This is a genomic window from Microbacterium sp. zg-B96 (assembly GCF_030246865.1).
Classification (GTDB): Bacteria; Actinomycetota; Actinomycetes; order Actinomycetales; family Microbacteriaceae; genus Microbacterium.
Genome location: NZ_CP126738.1, coordinates 1,522,719 through 1,541,579, shown reverse-complemented (window position 1 = coordinate 1,541,579; position 18,861 = coordinate 1,522,719). Strand labels below are relative to the sequence as shown.

The window sequence follows — 18,861 nt, the reverse complement described above, 5'->3', positions numbered from 1 at the left end:
CGCCCCGCCCCGCGACCGCTCGCCTGTCACAGATCGTCGCGCAGGAGCCCCATTCCTGACAGGGGAGCGGGCAGGGGCGGCCGCGCGGTCAGGCGACGGCGGTGCCGACCGCGCCGACGACATCGTCCAGCGGCTGCCCGGACGCGTCGCGCTTGGCGCCGGAGGCGGGCAGCACCCGCACGGCACCGTCGGGGCCGACGGCGCGCGGGTCGGTGCCGACCCACGCGAGCGAGAGGGTGTCCTCGCCCTTCAGGAACCGCTGCGCCCGCACCCCGCCGGTCGCCCGGCCCTTGGTCGGGTACTCCGACAGGGCCGACACCTTGCCGCTGCCGGCATCCGCCCCGGCCAACGTCTGCGACGTGTCGGCGATCGTCACGACGACGGCCTCGTCCGCGGAGCCGGCGGGAATCACGCCGAAGTAGATCGCGTGCTGATCCGGCGCGACACGGATGCCGGCCATGCCGCCGGCCGACCGACCCTGCGGCCGCACCGCGATCGCGTCGAAGCGCAGCAGCTGCGCGTCGGAGGTGACGAACACCAGCTCCGCGTCATCGGGGGCGACCTCGGCACCGACGACGCGGTCGCCGGGCTTGAGCGAGATGATCTCGACGTCGTGCTTGGTGGCGATCTCGCTGGCCGCGACCCGCTTGACGACGCCCTGAGCCGTGCCGATCGCGATCGGCGGGTTCTCCGCCAGCGGCACGAGCGCCACGACGTGCTCGCCACTGCCGAGCCCCAGGTACTGGTCGGCGCGGGTGCCGGCGGCCGGCTGCACGGAGTTGCCCGGCACCGACGGCAGGTCGACGGGGGAGAAGCGCACCAGGCGCCCGGTGCTGGTGACCGCCCCGACGTCGCCCCGCGTCGTCGTGTCGACGGCGGAGCGGATGGCGTCATGCTTGCTGCGCCGGGTCGGCGCGACGATGCCGGTGCCCGCGTCGCCGCCGTCCTCAGAGGCCGGTCGCAGGTCGGCGCGCACCATGCGGCCGGTGGCCGAGAGGAACACCCGGCACGGGGCATCGGCGATCTGCAGGTCGGCGGGGGCCGCGGCACGCGAGCGAGCCGACACCGGCGGGCCGCCGTTGAGCAGCAGTGTGCGCCGCGGCGTGCCGAAGGTCTCCGCCGCGGCATCCAGCTCGCGGGCGACCTGCGCACGCAGCAGCACCTCGCTCGCGAGCAGTTCCTCCAACTGTGCGATCTCGGCCTTGAGCTGATCGCGTTCGGTCTCCAGCTCGACGCGGGAGAACTTCGTCAGTCGACGCAGCCGCAGCTCGAGGATGTACTCGGCCTGCGCTTGTGACAGGTCGAACACGTCCATGAGTCGGGTGCGCGCCTGCTCGCCGTCGTCGGACGCACGGATGACCTGGATGACCTCGTCGATGTCGAGGATCGCGATGAGCAGACCCTCGACCAGGTGCAGCCGGTCCTGGCGCCGGGCCAACCGATAGCGGCTGCGGCGCGTGACGACCTGGATGCGGTGCTGCAGGTAGACCTGCAGCAGCTGCTTCAGGCCGAGCGTCTGCGGCTGCCCGTCGACGAGGGCGACGTTGTTGATGCCGAAGGAGTCTTCCAGCGGCGTCAGCCGGTACAGCTGGGTGAGCACCGCCTGCGGGTCGAACCCGGTCTTGATGCCGATGACCAGACGCAGCCCGTGGCTGCGGTCGGTGAAGTCGGCAACATCGGAGATGCCGGTGAGCTTCTTCGCGGTGACGGCATCCTTGATCTTCTCGATCACCCGTTCCGGACCGACCATGTAGGGCAGTTCCGTCACGACGAGGCCGGTGCGCCGCGGGCCGAGGGACTCGACCGACACCTTGGCGCGGGTGCGGAAGGTGCCGCGGCCGGTCGCGTAGGCATCCTTGACGCCGTCCAGCCCCACGATCACGCCACCGCCGGGCAGGTCGGGACCGGGGACGAACTCCATCAGCTCTTCGAGCGTCGCTTCGGGGTTGTCGAGCAGGTGCACCGCGGCGGCGACGACCTCGATGAGGTTGTGCGGGGCCATGTTGGTGGCCATGCCGACCGCGATGCCGGCGGCGCCGTTGACCAGCAGGTTCGGGAAGGCGGCGGCCAGAACTTCGGGCTGCTGGAACTGCCCGTCGTAGTTGGGGACGAAATCGACGACGTCCTCGTCGAGGTTCTCCGTCAGCGCCAGCGCCGACGGAGCCAGCCGCGCCTCGGTGTACCGGGCGGCAGCAGGACCGTCATCGAGCGAGCCGAAGTTGCCGTGCCCGTCCACCAGCGGCACCCGCAGCGCGAACGGCTGCGCCAGCCGCACCAGGGCGTCGTAGATCGCGGAGTCGCCGTGGGGGTGCAGCTTTCCCATGACCTCGCCCACAACGCGGGCGCTCTTGACGTGACCACGGTCGGGCCGCAGGCCCATCTCGGCCATCTGGTACAGGATGCGCCGCTGCACCGGCTTCAGCCCGTCGCGGGCGTCGGGCAGCGCCCGCGAGTAGATCACCGAGTACGCGTATTCGAGGAACGATCCCTGCATCTCCGTCGAGACGTCGACGTCTTCGATGCGCTCGGTGAGCGGTGCGGGGGAAGGGTCGTTGCGCGATGCTGCCATTGAACTCGGTGCGTCCTCGGGTGGCGGGAAAGGTGGCCGTCCACCCGTATGGGAGACTTGCCGCGATGTCTCTCAGCGTACCTGCGGACCCGGCCTCCGCCCGGAGCCTCACCGATGTCATGCCGCACATGGTGGCCTCTCTCTCAGGTCACGACGACTGGCTGCCGCCCGCACAGAGCGCGATCGTGTTCGTCGTCGATGGGCTGGGCCGCTTCAATCTCACCTCCCGCGCCGGTCACGCCCGGTTCCTGGTGGGCGCGATGGCCAAGCGCGATATCGCCCACACGGTCTTTCCGAGCACCACGGCAGCCGCCCTCACGAGCCTGCTCACCGGCCAGGGCCCTGGTCGCCACGGCATCGTGGGGTATCGCGTGCGCATCCCGGGCACCGATGAGGCCCCGAACCAGCTGAAGGGCTGGGAGTCGCACGGCCTGGATCCGCACTCCTGGCAGCGCGCCCAGCCGATCTTCGAGCGCGAGCACGGCCGGCCCTGCTTCGTCGTGACGAAGTCGGAGTATGCCGGCACCGGGTTCACCGAGGCGATCCTGCGGGGCGCCGAGTTCGTCGCCGCGGACGATCTGGACGAGCGCGTGCAGCAGGCCGCCGAGTTGGCCGCCCGTCACCCGGGCGCGCTGATCTACCTCTACGCCAACGAGCTCGACGCGCTCGGCCACCGCCACGGGTGGGAGTCCGACGCCTGGTCGGCGGGGCTGGAGCGGGTGGATGCCGCGGCCCGCCGGCTCGCGCAACTGGCGTCCCCGCGCACCGGCGTCGTGGTGACCGCAGACCACGGCATGGTCGACGTGCCGCGGCATCGCCACCTGCTGCTGCGCGAAGGAGACGGACTCACCGACGGCGTGCGCGTGTTCGGCGGGGAGCCGCGGATGCTGCACCTGTATGCCGACCCGGACCGCGCCGCGGCGGTGCATGCAGCGTGGCTTGCGTCCGAGGGTGACCGGTCCTGGGTGTTCACCCGTGACGAAGCCATGCAGGCGGGACTGTTCGGACCGACCGACGCGGAGGTGATCCCGCGCATCGGCGACGTGATCGTCGCGGCTCGAGCCGGTGTGGCCTACTACGATGACCGCGGCGCCGACAAGGCGTCACAGAAGATGGTCGGCCAGCACGGGTCGATGACCTCGGAGGAGCGGATCGTGCCGCTCATCCGACTAGGCGCCTACGCCGGTTAGGACTCTTCGGTGCGGGCGCCGAAGACGATCTCGTCCCACGACGGCATCGAGGGGCGCCCGCCCTTGCGCCGGCCACCGGCATCGGCAGCCTGCGTCTCGTGTGCCGACGGGCGCGTCTCTTCGGCAGGCTGTTCGGACCGGGCGGCGTCATAACCGGGATCCGCCGGCTCGAACAGCGCGATCGGCGACGAGGAGACAGGGGAGGGTGCAGCGGCGGTCGTCCCCGGCAGCGGCTCGCGCTGACCGCGGCGACGACGCAGCGCCTCGAGCAGGTCGGCGGTCTCCGAGGAGGTCACCGGTGCGTCGGGGGCGCGCTTGATCGCGGCGGACTGCACCGCGGGTGTGGCGTGGGCGCGCACTTCCGGCGCGTCGAAGTCTTCGGGCTCCACCGGGCGACGGGGGCCGAACGCACCGCTGTCGAAGCGGGACTCGTCCTTGCCGACGGGGTGGTCCAGGGCACGCAGCCGCGGGATGAGGCCGTCCGGCAGCGATCCCTGACGCGAGAGCTGGGTGGCATCGCTGTTCTGCGGTGCCAGCGTGCTGCGGCGCGGGTCGAAGGTCCACCGGGCGTCGTGGTCGACGTCGTTCGCGGTGAACTCGAGCTTGACGATCCAGCCGGTCTGTTCGCGCCAGCTGGTCCAGCGTTCGCCGACAGCACCGGCCTCGGCGAGCTTGGCTCGCACGGCCGCGCCGAATGTCGGCTGCGCGTCGGGTTCGAGTTCGCTGCCAACGAGAACGGGCACGGCGAGGGCTTGCCCCACGATGTGCTCGCGCTCGGCGAGCACCGGTCCCTCATACCGCTGGATGTCCTCCAGTCGAGCGCCGAACAGGTCCGCGACCTCCGCCGCCGACATGCCGGAGCGGATGTGCGCCTGAATCTCGCGCGGACTGGACTTGGGTACGCGTCGTTCCCCGTCGCGGTCGCGCCGTGCCTTGCGCAGTTCTGCGCGCAGCACGTCGTCGACGGGAAGGGCGAAGCGTTCGCCCGTCTCGGTTGCGAGGACGATCGTGCCGTCTTCGGTGCCGATCACCTTGAGCTGTTCCATGCGAAACACCCCTCCGAATCTGCCGTGTGGGCCCATGGTGTCACAGCACACGCCGTACGCCCGGAATAACCAGGGCGCGCCGCGAGTTTCACGCCCTGACGATCGGGGCTGCAGCGGCCCGCGCCGCGCGGCATTTGCGAAAAGGCATCCCGTCATGCAAACTATCGCCGCCCGATCGGGCGAACACGCACGCTGAACTGGAAGAAGAGACGTTCGAGAATGGCCACCGATTACGACGCACCGCGCAAGACCGAGGATGACAGCGAGTCGATTGAAGCGCTCAAGGAGCGAGTGCCCGACAAGCTCTCGGGCGCAGTCGACGTGGAGGATGCCGACAACCCGTCCGGCTTCGAGCTTCCCGGCGCCGACCTCTCCGACCTCGAGCTCGATGTCGTGGTGCTTCCCCCGCAGGAGGACGAGTTCACCTGCTCCAACTGCTTCCTCGTGAAGCACCGCTCGCAGATCGACCACGACACCCCCGCTGGCGCCGTGTGCATGGAGTGCTCCGCGTAAGACCCCTCAGTCGCCCGGCCGTGCAGCGCGGATAGCAGCGCTGAGACGGTCGGGCGTTCGGGTGGAGATGACCCACATCGGCACGGGGTCGCGAGGGTCATCGACCGGCACGCGAACGATCCCGTCCACGCCGCCACGCACCACCAGCCACGACCGCGAGTCCAGTTCGGTGCCACGCGCCGCGCGAGCGGCATCGCCTGCCAGCGCCTGCGGCTCACCGAGGTAGCGCACCTGGATCTTCGCGCGTCCGGCGTGGAGCCAGCCGTCGCGCACTTCGATCACGGGGGACAGGCCCATCAGCAGCGCGACCGCGCCGATGCCGACGACAGCTCCCACCGCCAGGCCGAGGGTCGGGTCGAGGGGCGTGAGCACCAGGGCGGCCATCGGGCCGACCACAGCGGCGCTCACGAGCACCCAGAGCGAGGGACTGAGCCGCTCTCGGTATGTGTATGCCGGGCGAATGCCGGCCGCTGTCTTCTGCATTAGCCTCGTGGGGTGACCGAATCCGTGGACGTTCCCATTGTTGCATCCGAGGTTCCCGGTTACGCCCACCCCGGCGACGCGGGAGCCGATCTCGTCTCGGCCGAAGCGCTGCGACTCGAACCAGGCCAGCGTGCCCTCGTCGGCACCGGTGTCCGGATCGCGCTGCCCGACGGCTACGCCGCTTTCGTGGTGCCCCGCAGCGGCCTGGCAGCCAAGCACGGGATCACGATCGTCAACTCGCCCGGCACCGTCGATGCCGGCTACCGCGGCGAGATCAAGGTCGCGCTACTGAACACCGATGCGACCGAGCCGTACGAGATCGCCGTGGGCGACCGCATCGCACAGCTGATCGTCATGCCCGTCACCCGCGCGCGCTTCCTGCCGATGCCTGATCTGCCCGGCAGCGTGCGCGGCGACGGCGGGTTCGGCTCCACCGGGTACGACAAGACAGGAAACCACGCATGACCGACCCGACGTCACAGGACCTCCCGCCGCGCAAGGCCGCGCCCGAAGACCGAGCCGAGCACGGCCCGTTCGACGAGTCCGAAGCCAACCCGGTGCGCCCGTACATCGATCTCGGCGGCATCAAGGTGCTGCCCCGCGAGGGGTTGAACCTGCGCCTCGAGGTCGAGGAGCAGACCAAGCGCATCGTCGCGGTAGGCCTGGACTACGCCGACTCGACCCTCCAGGTGCAGCCGTTCGCCGCACCGCGCTCGGCAGGGCTGTGGGACGAGACCCGTGAGCAGATCCGCCAGCAGATCCGCCAGCAGGGCGGGCGCGTCGAGGAGCGCGAGGGTCCGTTGGGCCCCGAACTCCTCGCCGAGGTTCCCGTCGCCGACACCGGCGGCGCCACCGGAAAGCGCCTGGCGCGGTTCGTCGGCGTCGACGGCCCCCGCTGGTTCCTGCGGGGCGTCATCGGGGGAGCTGCGACCTCCGACGCGGATGCCGCGGAGCGCGTGGAAGACCTGTTCCGCTCCCTCGTGGTGGTGCGCGGCGGCACTCCGATGCCCCCGCGGGACCTCATCCCCCTGAAGATGCCGGCCACGCCGGGCAGCGCGTGAGCACACCGCACGACCCCACCGCCGACCGCGATCCCGACCGCGACCGCGACCGCGACCTCACGCCGCCCGAGCCGTCCACCGCGGATGTGCTGGGCCAGGCACTCAGCGGTGCCGCGCGTCGCGCCGGCCTGGATCCCACCGATGAGCGACCCACGGGCCATGTCGTCTGGCATGCGATGGGTGGCTGGCGCGGGGTGCTGGAATCCGTCCTGCCGGGCCTCGTCTTCGTCGTCGCGTACACGCTGACCGTCGATCGCGAGACGGGGGAGGCCAACCTGCCACTGAGCCTCGGGCTCTCCGTCGGCCTCGCGGTCCTCTTCACGCTGCTGCGTCTCGCGCAGCGCACCCCACCCTCCGCCGCCCTCGGCGGGCTGATCGCCACCGCGGCGGCCGCGGGGCTGGCACTGCTCACGGGCCGCGGCGCCGACAACTTCGTCCCCGGCTTCATCACCAACGCCGCGTACGGCACCGCACTGCTCATCTCGGCCCTGATCGGCTGGTCACTGATCGGTCTCGCGGCCGGTTATCTCATGGGGGAGGGGACGACCTGGCGGCGGGACCCCCGCAAGCGTCGGGTCTTCTTCTGGCTCACGCTGGCGTGGGCGGCACTGTTCTACGCCCGGCTCGCGGTGCAGCTTCCGCTGTATTTCGCCGATGACGTCGCGACGCTGGGAACCCTCAAACTGATCATGGGTCTGCCACTGTTCGCGCCCCTCATCGCGGTGACGTGGCTCGCCGCGCGCGCGCTCTACGCACGCCCGGCGGAGTGATACATTTATCTTGATATCAAGATAAATTTCCTCCCCTGGCGGGTTAGGCGGGCCTCACTAGCCGCCGTCCGCCAAGCCGGGGATGATGGGGGAACGGGCCTGTGATGGCCACCCCGCGGCCGACGAAGGAGACACGCGTGTCCAGTGTTGACAGCTTCGGTGCCAAGAGCACCCTGACGGTCGGCAGCACCGACTACGAGATCTTCCGCATCGAGACGGTGCCGGGGTACGACAAGCTCCCGTTCAGCCTCAAGGTGCTGCTGGAGAACCTGCTGCGCACCGAGGACGGCGCGAACGTCACGAAGCAGCAGATCCAGGCGCTGGGGTCGTGGGATCCCGACGCGCAGCCCGACACGGAGATCCAGTTCACCCCCGCGCGCGTGGTGATGCAGGACTTCACCGGTGTGCCCTGCATCGTCGACCTCGCCACGATGCGCGAGGCGGTCACCACCCTGGGCGGCGACCCGAACAAGATCAACCCGCTGTCTCCTGCGGAGATGGTGATCGACCACTCCGTGATCGCCGACCTGTTCGGCACCGCCGACGCGCTGGAGCGCAACGTCGAGATCGAGTACCAGCGCAACGGTGAGCGATACCAGTTCCTGCGCTGGGGTCAGAGCGCGTTCAACGACTTCAAGGTCGTCCCGCCTGGCACCGGCATCGTGCACCAGGTCAACATCGAGCACCTCGCCAAGGTCATCTACGACCGCCAGGTCGACGGTGTACTGCGGGCCTACCCCGACACCTGCGTCGGCACCGACTCGCACACCACGATGGTCAACGGCCTCGGCGTGCTGGGCTGGGGCGTCGGCGGCATCGAGGCCGAGGCCGCAATGCTCGGCCAGCCGGTGTCGATGCTCATCCCGCGCGTTGTCGGCTTCAAGCTCACCGGCGAGATCCCGGCCGCAGTGACCGCCACCGACGTCGTGCTGACGATCACCGACATGCTGCGCAAGCACGGCGTCGTCGGCAAGTTCGTCGAGTTCTACGGTGCCGGCGTCGCCTCGGTGCCCCTGGCCAACCGCGCCACCATCGGCAACATGAGCCCCGAGTTCGGCTCGACCGCGGCGATGTTCCCGATCGACGACGTGACGCTGGAGTACCTGCGCCTGACCGGTCGCGACGAGCAGGCCGTGGCACTGGTCGAGGCGTACGCCAAGGCGCAGTCCCTCTGGCACGACGCGTCGGTGGAGCCCGCCTTCAGCGAGTACATGGAGCTGGACCTGTCCACGGTCGTCCCCTCGATCGCCGGCCCCAAGCGCCCCCAGGACCGCATCCTGCTGTCGGAGGCCAAGACGCAGTTCGAGAAGGACATCGTCGGCTACGCCACGGCATCCACGTCCGACGACATCGTCGACCTCGAGTCGAAGCACTCGTTCCCCGCCTCCGACCCGGGCCAGGTGCCCGGTGTCGAGGAGCCGGTCACCCGCGAGGTGCACATCGGCAGCGGCGGACCGGCTGCAACCTCCAAGCCGGTCAAGGTGACCCCTCCCGAGGGTGACCCGTACATCCTCGACAACGGCGCTGTGACACTGGCCGCGATCACCTCGTGCACCAACACGTCGAACCCGTCGGTCATGATCGCCGCGGGTCTGCTCGCGCAGAAGGCGGTCCAGAAGGGTCTCAAGCGCAAGCCGTGGGTCAAGACCACGCTCGGCCCCGGTTCCAAGGTCGTCACCGACTACTACGAGAAGTCCGGCCTGGACAAGGCACTGGAAGCCGTCGGCTTCTACACCGTCGGCTACGGCTGCACCATCTGCATCGGCAACTCGGGACCGCTCATCGAAGAGGTCTCCGCCGCCGTCAACGATCACGACCTCGCCGTCACCGCGGTGCTGTCGGGTAACCGCAACTTCGAGGGGCGCATCAGCCCCGACGTGAAGATGAACTACCTGGCCTCGCCGCCGCTGGTGGTCGCCTACGCACTGGCCGGCTCGATGCACTTCGACTTCGAGACCGACGCGCTGGGCAAGGACACCGAGGGCAACGACGTGTTCCTCAGGGACATCTGGCCGGCACCGCAAGAGGTGCAGGACGTCATCGCCACCTCGATCTCGCGTGAGCAGTTCATCAAGCAGTACGCCACCGTGTTCGACGGCGACGAGCGCTGGAAGAACCTGCCCACCCCGACCGGCCCGATCTTCGAGTGGGACGAGCAGTCGACGTACGTGCGCAAGGCGCCGTACTTCGAGGGCATGTCGATGGAGCTGACCCCGGTCGCCGACATCACCGGCGCCCGCGTGATGGCCACGCTGGGCGACTCGGTCACGACCGACCACATCAGCCCGGCCGGCAACATCAAGCCCGGTACCCCCGCGGCGCAGTACCTCATCGAGCACGGTGTGGAGCGCAAGGACTTCAACTCCTTCGGCTCGCGCCGCGGCAACCACGAGGTCATGATCCGCGGCACCTTCGCGAACATCCGGCTGAAGAACCAGCTGGTCAGCGCGGTCAACGACGGCAAGGTCGTCGAGGGCGGCTACACCCGCGACTTCACGCAGCCGGGCGGCCCGCAGGCGTTCATCTACGACGCGTCGATGAACTATCAGGCCGAGGGCACCCCGCTGGTCATCTTCGGCGGCAAGGAGTACGGCTCCGGCTCGTCGCGCGACTGGGCGGCCAAGGGCACGAGCCTGCTGGGCGTGAAGGCCGTCATCACCGAGAGCTTCGAGCGCATCCACCGCTCCAACCTCATCGGCATGGGCGTCGTCCCTCTGCAGTTCCCCACCGGTCAGAGCTGGGAGTCCCTCGGCCTGGACGGCACCGAGATCGTCTCGATCACGGGTCTGGAGCAGCTGAACGAAGGCGTCACCCCGAAGACGGTCCGGGTCACCGCCACGCCCAGCGAGTTCTCCGCCGAGGGCAAGCAGCCGGTGGAATTCGATGCCATCGTGCGCATCGACACCCCCGGTGAAGCGGACTACTACCGCAACGGCGGCATCCTGCAGTACGTGCTGCGCAGCCTCGTCTGAGTCACACTGTGAACAGGCCCGGAGTCGACGACTCCGGGCCTGTTCACATTCGGCGCCACGACCGCGCGAGTAGACTCAGGAGCCCGTGTGGCCCCCAAGGAAGGACACGCATGTCGCTGCTCGCTTCGGTCTCCGGACCCCGCGACCTCGATCGGATGACGGTCGCGGAACTCGATGCACTCGCGGCGGAGATCCGTGAGTTCCTCGTGGAGAACGTCGCCCGCACGGGCGGTCATCTCGGTCCGAACCTCGGCGTGGTCGAGCTGACCATCGCGATCCACCGCGTCTTCCGCTCGCCGGAGGACCCGATCATCTTCGACACCGGCCACCAGTCGTACGTGCACAAACTGCTCACCGGCCGCCAGGACTTCTCACAGTTGCGCGCCCGGGGCGGGCTTGCCGGCTACCCGCAGCGCAGCGAAAGCCCACACGACGTCGTGGAGTCCTCACACGCGTCCAGCTCGCTCAGCTGGGCCGACGGCATCTCCCGCGCCCTCAACCGCACCGGTCGCACCGACCGTCACGTCGTCGCAGTCGTCGGTGACGGCGCGCTGACCGGCGGGATGACCTGGGAGGCGCTCAACAACATCACCGACGACAACGACCGCAACCTCGTGATCGTCATCAACGACAACGGCCGCTCCTACGCGCCCACGATCGGCGGCATGGCGCGCTACCTCAACCGGGTGCGCACCGCCGAGGCCTACCGCACCCTCCACCGCGGTTCGGATTCGCTGTTCCGCCGGCTCGGGCCTGCAGCCCGCGCGGTGTACCGCGGCGTGCGCGGCGGCACGCACGGGTTCCTGACGCGCTTCGTCAACAACGCCGCGCTGTACTCGAACCTCGACATCAAATACCTCGGCCCCGTCGACGGGCACGACATGGCGTCGCTGCTGGAAACCCTGGAACTGGCGAAGTCCTACGGCGCCCCGGTGATCGTGCACGCGATCACCGATAAGGGCCGCGGCTTCGGGCCCGCCCTCAGCGACGAGGCCGACCAATTCCACGCCGTCGGCCGCATCGACCCGATCACCGGTGAGGCGATCGGCGGCGCCGGCGCCGGCGCCACCGCCTGGACCGACGTATTCTCCGAAGAACTGGTCGCCGCCGGGGAGCAGCGCGAGGACATCATCGCGATGACCGCGGCGATGCTGCGCCCCACCGGCCTGCTCCCGTTCGCGCAGCGCTTCCCCGACCGCGTCTACGACGTCGGCATCGCCGAACAGCACGCCGTGGCCTCCGCCGCCGGGCTGGCCTACGGCGGACTGCACCCCGTGGTCGCGCTCTACGCCACCTTCATCAACCGGGCGTTCGACCAGGTGCTGATGGACGTGGCCCTGCACAAGGCCGGCGTCACGTTCGTGCTGGACCGCGCGGGTGTCACCGGTCCCGACGGCCCCAGCCACCACGGCGTGTGGGACCTGGCCATGCTGCAGCTCGTGCCGCAGATCCGCATCGCCGTGCCCCGCGACGCGGAGCGGCTGCGCGAGGAGTTCCGCGAGGCGATCGCCGTTTCCGACGCCCCCACCGTGGTCCGCTTCCCCAAGGGCGCCGTCGGCACCGATCTTCCGGCGATCGAGCGGCTGCGCGACGGCGTCGACGTGCTGGCCCGCAGTGACGCGGAGGACGTGCTGCTGGTGGGCATCGGCCCGATGGCGCACCTCGCGATGGACGTCGCCGAACGCCTCCGCGCGCAGGGGATCGGCGCGACGGTGGTCGACCCTCGCTGGGTGATCCCGGTGCAGCCGTCGATCGTCGAGCTCGCCGCGACGCACCGCCTGGTGATCACGCTCGAAGACGGCATCCGCGTCGGCGGCATCGGCACTCGGGTGCGACAGGTGCTGCGCGAGGCGGGCGTGGACACCGCCGTGGACGAGCTGGGGCTACCCGACGAGTTCATCGACCACGCCACGCGCGAGCAGATCCTCGCCGACGCCGGCCTGACCGCCGCGAAGATCGCGCAGGACGTGGTGTCGCAGGTGCTGGGCATCCGCATCCCGGTCGCTCGCCCCACGACCGACACCGGGGCGCTGTGGATGACCCAGGTCACGTCCCCCGACGACTCCGCTCAGAACCGCGACGACCAGTCCTGACCGACCCGCCGTGCGCGCCGTCATCGACGAGGCGCGGCGTGCGTGAAAACATGGACGGATGAGCAGCGCCAACCTCGGCCGGGACGAAACCGCCGCCCGATCCGCCCACGTCACCCTCCACACCGTGCGGGTCGAGCTGGATGTGACCGGTGCACCGGATGCCGCCACTACTGGCTTTCCCACCGTCAGCACGCTGCAGTTCGACGCCGACGTGCCGGAGACCTGGATCGACTTCATCGGCGAGGCCGTGGAGTCCGTGCACGTCAACGGCGTGGCCCACCCTGTCGAGTGGGACGGCGCGCGCATCCGTGTCGCCGGGCTGGCACCGCAGAACACGGTGCGCATCGCCGCGCGTGGCGCGTACAGCCACACCGGTGAGGGCCTGCACCGGTTCGTGGACCCCGTGGATGCCGCGACGTACCTGTACACGCAGTACGAACCGTCCGACTCCCGACGGGTCTTGGCGTGCTTCGAGCAGCCCGACATGAAGGCGCGCTACGAGTTCGTCGTCGCCGCACCCGCCGGCTGGCACGTGCTGTCCAACCAGCCCGCCGTGGACGTACAGGTCACCGGCGACACGCAGCGGGTGGCGTTCGGCCAGACACCGCCGCTGTCCAGCTACATCACCGCCGTCGCCGCGGGCCCGTACCACCGCGTCGATTCCGAGTGGCGGCGCGGCGACCAGACCGTCGCGCTGGGCGTGCTGTGCCGCGCGTCGCTGGCGCAGCACCTGGACGCGGACGAGATCATCGAGATCACCCGGCAGGGGCTGGACTTCTTCACCGATGCCTTCGACTATCCGTACCCGTGGGGCAAGTACGACCAGATCTTCGTGCCCGAGTACAACCTCGGCGCGATGGAGAACCCGGGGCTGGTGACCTTCAGCGAGGGGTTCGTGTTCCGCGGCGCCGCGACGGTCGCTCAGCGTGAGGGCCGGGCGAACACGATCCTGCACGAGATGGCGCACATGTGGTTCGGGGACCTCGTCACCATGCGGTGGTGGGACGACCTGTGGCTCAAGGAGTCGTTCGCCGACTACATGGGCGCCCACGCGACGGCGGCCGTCACCCGTTTCACCGACGCGTGGGTCACGTTCGCCGTGCGACGCAAGGCCTGGGCGTACCAGCAGGATCAGCTGCCGACCACGCATCCGATCGTCGCGGACATCCCCGACCTGGAAGCGGCCGAGCTCAACTTCGACGGCATCACCTACGCCAAGGGTGCCGCCGTCCTGAAGCAGCTGGTCGCCTTCGTCGGCGAGGACGCATTCTTCGACGGGGCCAGGCGCTACTTCGCCGCCCACGCGTTCGGCAACACCACGCTGGAGGATCTGCTGGCACAGCTGGAAGCCGTCTCCGGCCGCGATGTGCGCGCCTGGTCGCGCGCGTGGCTGCAGACCACCGGCGTCAGCACGGTGTCTGTCGAGCGGGGCGAGGAGGGCCTGACGCTCGTGCAGACCGACCCTCGCCCGCACCGCCTCGGCGTGGCCGCGTACGACCTGCAGGACGGGCGCCTGGTGCGCGGTGCGGCCGTCGAGGTGGACATCCGCGACGCGCGCACGCCCGTGCCGCTGCCGGCCGCCGGTGCCGCGCTCATCCTCGCCAACGACGGCGACCGCACCTATGCGAAGGTGCGGCTGGATGCGGCATCCGTCGACGCCGTGCAGGCCGCGCTCTCAACGATCGACGACCCCCTCGCCCGCGGCCTGGTGTGGTCTGCGCTGTGGAACGCCGCCCGCGACGGCGAACTGCCCGTCGCGCGCTACCTCGACATCGTGCACCGGCACGCCCCCGCGGAGTCGAACATCGCGCTGCTGACCGACGTACTCGCCAATACCGCGGTCGCGATCGGCCACTACGTGCCTGAGGTCGCGCGTGACGCCCAGCGGGCGGCGTGGCTGAATACCGCGTGGCAGGCGATGGCGGATGCCGCGCCGGCCAGCGGTGCCCAGCTGGCGTGGGCGCGGGCGGTGGGGGAGGCCGCGGCGTACGACCGGTCACGCGCGGCGCAGCTGCGGTCCTTCCTCGAGGGCACCGACGCTCCTCCTCCCGGTCTGGCGCTGGACCCGGAGCTGCGGTGGACCTGGTGGACCGCGCTGGCCACGACAGGTGATGCCACCACGGCGGATGCCGATGCCGAGCTGCACCGCGACGCCACCGCCACGGGGCGCACCGCGCACATCCGCATGTGCGCCTCCCGGCCGGACCAGGACGTGCGGGCCGCCGCATGGCAGGCGGCGTGGGAGGACACCACGCTCACGAATGACCACCTGAGCGCGACGATCGCCGGTTTCCGGGCCGGCGGCCGGCGCGACCTCATCGGGGCGTACGACGCGGATTACTTCGCCCGCATCCGTGAGACGTGGGCGGACCGCAGCATCGAGATCGCGCGTCGCCTGGTGCGGGGACTGTTCCCGGCATCCGATTCCCTCGAGCCGGCCGACGCATGGCTGGCCGGGCATCCGGACGCCCCCGCCGCACTGCGGCGCATCGTGATCGAGCAGCGGGACCACCTCGCCCGCGACCTGCGCGTGCGCGCGGCGCAGTAGCGGGCGGGCGCGTCGCCGAGTCGCCCGCCACAACTTCGGGGAACGCCACAACTTCGGACCGAACACGCCGATCGGCTCCGAATCACCGGCGATCTCCGAGATTACGGCGCGGGCCGGAGCGGATTCCGACACCATGACCCCGCAACGCACGAGCGGCCCCGAGCCGAAGCCCGGGGCCGCCCCTGCGCGCCGTGTCAGACGGCCGCGATGCCGCGGATCGGCGGGTGGTGGAACGTGTCGCCGAAGACGCGCTCCGATGCCCCCTCGCGGTCGAGGTACGGCGAGGCACCGCCGTCGATGAACGGCCAGCCGGCACCGAGGATGAGGCACAGGTCGATGTCCTCGACCTCGGGCACGACCCCCTCATCAAGCATGATGCGGATCTCCTGCGCGAGGCCGTCCTGCACGCGACGCAGGATCTCCTCGGCGGAGGCCGGCGACGAGCCGACCGCACCCTTGAGCACCTTCTCGGCCTGCTTGGTCCAGCCGGAAACGCGACCCGACTTGTCCTTCTCGACCACGGCATCCAGCTGCGCGAGCGCGTGGAAGTTCTCATTCGCGTAGAACCGGTCCGGGAAGGCGGCGGTCATGGTGTCCTGCACGTGCGCGGCCACCTTCCAGCCGACCAGGTCGATCAGCTGGAACGGCGTCATCGGCAGACCGAGCGGGCCGAAGGCCTTCTCGACCGTCAGCAGCGGCGTGCCTTCGTACACCGCACGCGCCGCTTCACCCATGACCTTCGCCAGCAGGCGGTTCACCACGAAGCCGGGCGCGTCGGCGGTGAGCACCGCGTTCTTGCCGAGCCCGCGTGCCACCACGAACGCCGTCGCCAGCGCGGCATCCGCCGTATGAGGCGTCTTCACGATCTCGATCAGCGGCATGGCCGCCACCGGGTTGAAGAAGTGGAAGCCCACCAGGCGCTCGGGGTGCACCAGCTTCGCGCCGATCTCCTCGACCGACAGCGACGAGGTGTTCGTCGCGAGGATCGCGTCCTCGGCGATGACCTTCTCGATCTCGCCGAACACCTGCTGCTTGACGCCGACCTCTTCGAACACCGCCTCGATCACGAAGTCGCAGTCCGCGTACTGGGTCTTGTCTGTCGTCCCGGTCACGAGCGCGCGCAGCTGGTTGGCGGTGTCCGCATCCAGGCGGCCCTTCGCCTCGAGCTTGCCGATCTCCTCATGGATGTACGCCACGCCCTTGTCGACGCGGCCCTGGTCGAGGTCGGTGATCAGCACCGGCACCTGCAGCTTGCGCACGAACAGCAGCGCGAACTGGCTGGCCATGAGCCCCGCGCCGATGATGCCGACCTTGGTCACCTTCTTGGCCAGCTGCTTGTCGGGGGCGCCGACGGGGCGCTTGGCGCGCTTCTGCACGAGGTCGAACGCGTACATGGATGCCGCGAACTGGTCGCCGGTCACCAACTCGGCCAGCGCCTCGTCCTCACGGGCGAAACCCTCCGCCTTGGTGCCGCTCTTGGCCTTGTCCAGCAGCTCCAGGGCCACGTACGGCGACTTCGGCACCGTGCCGATCTTGGACTCGAGCATGCCGCGGGCCATCTTGATCGCGATGGGCCACTTGGTGAGGCGCTCCATCTTGCCCGGCTCGTTCTTGCGGACGACCTTCACGGCGCCCGACAGCACGCCGTCTGCCCAGCGCAGCGAATCCTCGAGGTAGTTCGATGCCGGGAAGATGGCGTCCATGATGCCGAGGTCGAACGCCTGCTGCGGCTTGAGCGTGCGGTTCTGCTTGAGCGGGTTGGAGATGACCACCTCGAGCGCGTTCTCGATGCCGATGAGGTTCGGCAACAGGTACGCGCCGCCCCAGCCGGGGATGATGCCGAGGAACACCTCGGGCAGCGCCACCGCGGCAGCCGACGCGTCGACGGTGCGGTAGGTGGAGTTCAGCGCGATCTCCAGGCCCCCGCCGAGAGCCAGGCCGTTGACGAACGCGAACGACGGCACCCCCAGGTCACCCAGCGAACCGAGCACCTTGTGCCCGAACTGGGCGACCAGCCGGGCATTGTCCTTCGAGTCGAGGCGTGAAATGTCGGACAGGTCGGCACCGGCGGCGAGGATGTACTGCTTGCCGGTGATGCCGACGGCGTGGATCTCAGCTCGGGATGCCCGGTCCTTCAGGCCCGCGAGGGTCTGCTCGAGTTCGGCGAGCGTCGCCGGGCCGAGTGTGTTCGGGCGGGTGTGGTCGCGCCCGTTGTCGAGCGTGATGAGGGCGAGCACCTTGCCGCTGGGCAGGGTGATGTCGCGCACGGGGGAGTGCGTGATCACCTCGCCCTCGGTGCCGGCGAGGATCGGCGAGAAGTCGATGGAGTTGTAGTCGGTCATCGCGGTTCCTACTTCTTCTTCTTGCCGTTGAAGTGCGGGTTCTCCCAGATGACCGAGCCGCCCTGCCCGAGGCCGACGCACATGGCGGTCAGACCGTAGCGGACGTCCGGGCGTTCGGCGAACTGCGCAGCCAGCTGGATCATCAGGCGCACGCCGGATGCCGCGAGCGGGTGGCCCACGGCGATGGCGCCGCCCCACGGGTTGACGCGCTGGTCGTCGTCGGCGATGCCGAAGTGATCCAGCAGCGAGATCACCTGGATCGCGAAGGCCTCATTGAGCTCGAACAGTCCGATGTCGGAGATGTCCAGGCCCGCCTTGCGCAGCGCCTTCTCGGTCGACGGGATCGGGCCGATGCCCATGATCTCCGGCTGCACGCCGGCGAACGCGAACGAGACCAGCTTCATCTTCGGGGCAAGCCCGAGCTGCTTCACGGCGCCGCCGCCGGCCAGCAGCGACATGGTCGCGCCGTCGGTCAGCGGCGACGAGGTGCCCGCCGTGACCCGGCCGTGCGGACGGAACGGCGTCTTCAGGCTCGCGAGGTCTGCCATCGTCGTCTGCGGGCGGCGGCCTTCGTCCGCCGTCGCCAGCCCCCACGCGCCCTCGGCGTCCTTGACGGCGACCGGCACCAGGTCGGGCTGGATCTTGCCTGCGTCGTATGCCGCCTGCAGCTTCTGCTGGCTGAGCATGCCGTAGCGGTCGGAACGCTCCTTGGTCAGATGAGGGAACCGGTCGAAGATGCGCTCGGCCGTCACGCCCATGTTCAGCGCGCCGGGGTCGACCATCTTCTCCGCCACGAAGCGGGGGTTCGGGTCGGCGTCGGCGCCGATGGGGTGGTGCCCCATGTGCTCCACGCCGCCGGCGAGGGCGACGTCGTACATGCCGACGCCGATGGAGCCGGCCATCGTGGTGACGCTCGTCATCGCGCCCGCGCACATCCGGTCGATTGCGAAACCCGGCACGGTCTGCGGGAGACCGGCGAGGATCGCGACGGAACGGCCCAGGGTCAGGCCCTGGTCGCCGGTCTGGCTGGTTGCGGCGATCGCGACGTCGTCGACGCGATCTGGGGGAACCTCGGGGTTGCGGTCCATGAGCGCGATGGTCGCCTTCACAGCGAGGTCATCGGCGCGGGTGTTCCAGTACATGCCTTTTTCGCCTGCGCGTCCGAACGGCGTGCGCATGCCGTCGACGAAGAAGACGTCCGAAATCTCGGCCACTCTGCCTCCAAAAATAGGGATCATGTCAGCCTAGAAACCCGCGTCGGCGCAGGAGAATCG

The 18,861-nt window shown here is 69.8% G+C and carries 13 protein-coding genes; 8 read left to right on the top strand and 5 right to left on the bottom strand.

Going from position 1 to position 18,861, the window contains the following annotated elements; translation table 11 throughout:
• Nucleotides 1-88 precede the first annotated feature (88 nt).
• Complete coding sequence (locus QNO11_RS07100) at nt 89-2,569, bottom strand: DNA gyrase/topoisomerase IV subunit A (RefSeq protein ID WP_257509768.1); 2,481 nt, start codon at nt 2,567-2,569, stop codon at nt 89-91.
• Between the two features lie 65 nt (nt 2,570-2,634).
• Between QNO11_RS07100 and QNO11_RS07095 the strand changes: the two genes are divergently transcribed.
• A complete protein-coding gene (locus QNO11_RS07095) occupies nt 2,635-3,759 on the top strand; it encodes an alkaline phosphatase family protein (RefSeq protein WP_257509769.1) in 1,125 nt (374 codons plus the stop codon).
• Here the strand turns inward: QNO11_RS07095 and sepH are convergent.
• Complete coding sequence (sepH, locus tag QNO11_RS07090; protein ID WP_257509770.1) at nt 3,756-4,805, bottom strand: septation protein SepH; 1,050 nt, start codon at nt 4,803-4,805, stop codon at nt 3,756-3,758. The genes QNO11_RS07095 and sepH overlap by 4 nt on opposite strands.
• A 219-nt stretch (nt 4,806-5,024) precedes the next feature.
• Here sepH and QNO11_RS07085 point away from each other — a divergent pair, with 219 nt between their 5' ends.
• Nucleotides 5,025-5,318 carry a DUF4193 domain-containing protein gene (locus tag QNO11_RS07085; RefSeq protein ID WP_257509771.1) on the top strand — a complete coding sequence of 98 codons (294 nt, stop codon included), beginning with the start codon at nt 5,025-5,027 and terminating at the stop codon, nt 5,316-5,318.
• 6 nt (nt 5,319-5,324) lie between these two features.
• Here QNO11_RS07085 and QNO11_RS07080 read toward each other — a convergent pair whose 3' ends face one another.
• Nucleotides 5,325-5,801, bottom strand: coding sequence for a DUF3093 domain-containing protein (locus QNO11_RS07080; RefSeq protein WP_257509772.1), 477 nt, complete (start codon nt 5,799-5,801; stop codon nt 5,325-5,327).
• 12 nt (nt 5,802-5,813) lie between these two features.
• Between QNO11_RS07080 and dut the strand changes: the two genes are divergently transcribed.
• The 6 genes from dut to pepN all read left to right on the top strand — a co-directional run bounded on the left by dut (nt 5,814) and on the right by pepN (nt 15,245).
• The gene (gene dut, locus QNO11_RS07075; RefSeq protein ID WP_257509773.1) at nt 5,814-6,266 is read left to right on the top strand and encodes a dUTP diphosphatase; all 453 of its coding nucleotides are present in this window, start codon (nt 5,814-5,816) and stop codon (nt 6,264-6,266) included.
• A complete protein-coding gene (locus QNO11_RS07070; RefSeq protein ID WP_257509774.1) occupies nt 6,263-6,862 on the top strand; it encodes a DUF3710 domain-containing protein in 600 nt (199 codons plus the stop codon). The genes dut and QNO11_RS07070 overlap by 4 nt, the downstream gene beginning before the upstream one ends.
• Nucleotides 6,859-7,632, top strand: coding sequence for a DUF3159 domain-containing protein (locus tag QNO11_RS07065; RefSeq protein ID WP_257509775.1), 774 nt, complete (start codon nt 6,859-6,861; stop codon nt 7,630-7,632). The genes QNO11_RS07070 and QNO11_RS07065 overlap by 4 nt, the downstream gene beginning before the upstream one ends.
• A gap of 104 nt (nt 7,633-7,736) precedes the next feature.
• Entirely contained in the window at nt 7,737-10,604 is a 2,868-nt protein-coding gene (locus tag QNO11_RS07060; RefSeq protein ID WP_257509776.1) for an aconitate hydratase, read from the top strand.
• 110 nt (nt 10,605-10,714) lie between these two features.
• Entirely contained in the window at nt 10,715-12,697 is a 1,983-nt protein-coding gene (dxs, locus tag QNO11_RS07055; protein WP_257509777.1) for a 1-deoxy-D-xylulose-5-phosphate synthase, read from the top strand.
• 58 nt (nt 12,698-12,755) lie between these two features.
• Nucleotides 12,756-15,245 (top strand): aminopeptidase N, encoded by a 2,490-nt coding sequence (pepN, locus tag QNO11_RS07050; protein WP_257509778.1) that lies wholly within the window; start codon nt 12,756-12,758, stop codon nt 15,243-15,245.
• A gap of 194 nt (nt 15,246-15,439) precedes the next feature.
• Here the strand turns inward: pepN and QNO11_RS07045 are convergent, their stop codons facing one another.
• Together QNO11_RS07045 and QNO11_RS07040 are read right to left on the bottom strand one after the other, a co-directional pair.
• Entirely contained in the window at nt 15,440-17,587 is a 2,148-nt protein-coding gene (locus QNO11_RS07045) for a 3-hydroxyacyl-CoA dehydrogenase NAD-binding domain-containing protein (protein ID WP_257509779.1), read from the bottom strand.
• 8 nt (nt 17,588-17,595) lie between these two features.
• Nucleotides 17,596-18,801 carry a thiolase family protein gene (locus tag QNO11_RS07040; RefSeq protein ID WP_257509780.1) on the bottom strand — a complete coding sequence of 402 codons (1,206 nt, stop codon included), beginning with the start codon at nt 18,799-18,801 and terminating at the stop codon, nt 17,596-17,598.
• Nucleotides 18,802-18,861 lie beyond the last annotated feature (60 nt).

Excerpts from the sequence above, each read along its gene's own strand:
- QNO11_RS07060 (WP_257509776.1), top strand. The coding sequence starts at position 7,737 with ATGGCCACCCCGCGGCCGACGAAGGAGACACGCGTGTCCAGTGTTGAC.
- QNO11_RS07095 (WP_257509769.1), top strand. The coding sequence starts at position 2,635 with ATGTCTCTCAGCGTACCTGCGGACCCGGCCTCCGCCCGGAGCCTCACC.
- QNO11_RS07070 (WP_257509774.1), top strand. The coding sequence starts at position 6,263 with ATGACCGACCCGACGTCACAGGACCTCCCGCCGCGCAAGGCCGCGCCC.
- QNO11_RS07080 (WP_257509772.1), bottom strand. The coding sequence starts at position 5,801 with ATGCAGAAGACAGCGGCCGGCATTCGCCCGGCATACACATACCGAGAG.
- QNO11_RS07100 (WP_257509768.1), bottom strand. The coding sequence starts at position 2,569 with ATGGCAGCATCGCGCAACGACCCTTCCCCCGCACCGCTCACCGAGCGC.
- sepH (WP_257509770.1), bottom strand. The coding sequence starts at position 4,805 with ATGGAACAGCTCAAGGTGATCGGCACCGAAGACGGCACGATCGTCCTC.
- pepN (WP_257509778.1), top strand. The coding sequence starts at position 12,756 with ATGAGCAGCGCCAACCTCGGCCGGGACGAAACCGCCGCCCGATCCGCC.
- dxs (WP_257509777.1), top strand. The coding sequence starts at position 10,715 with ATGTCGCTGCTCGCTTCGGTCTCCGGACCCCGCGACCTCGATCGGATG.
- QNO11_RS07045 (WP_257509779.1), bottom strand. The coding sequence starts at position 17,587 with ATGACCGACTACAACTCCATCGACTTCTCGCCGATCCTCGCCGGCACC.
- QNO11_RS07085 (WP_257509771.1), top strand. The coding sequence starts at position 5,025 with ATGGCCACCGATTACGACGCACCGCGCAAGACCGAGGATGACAGCGAG.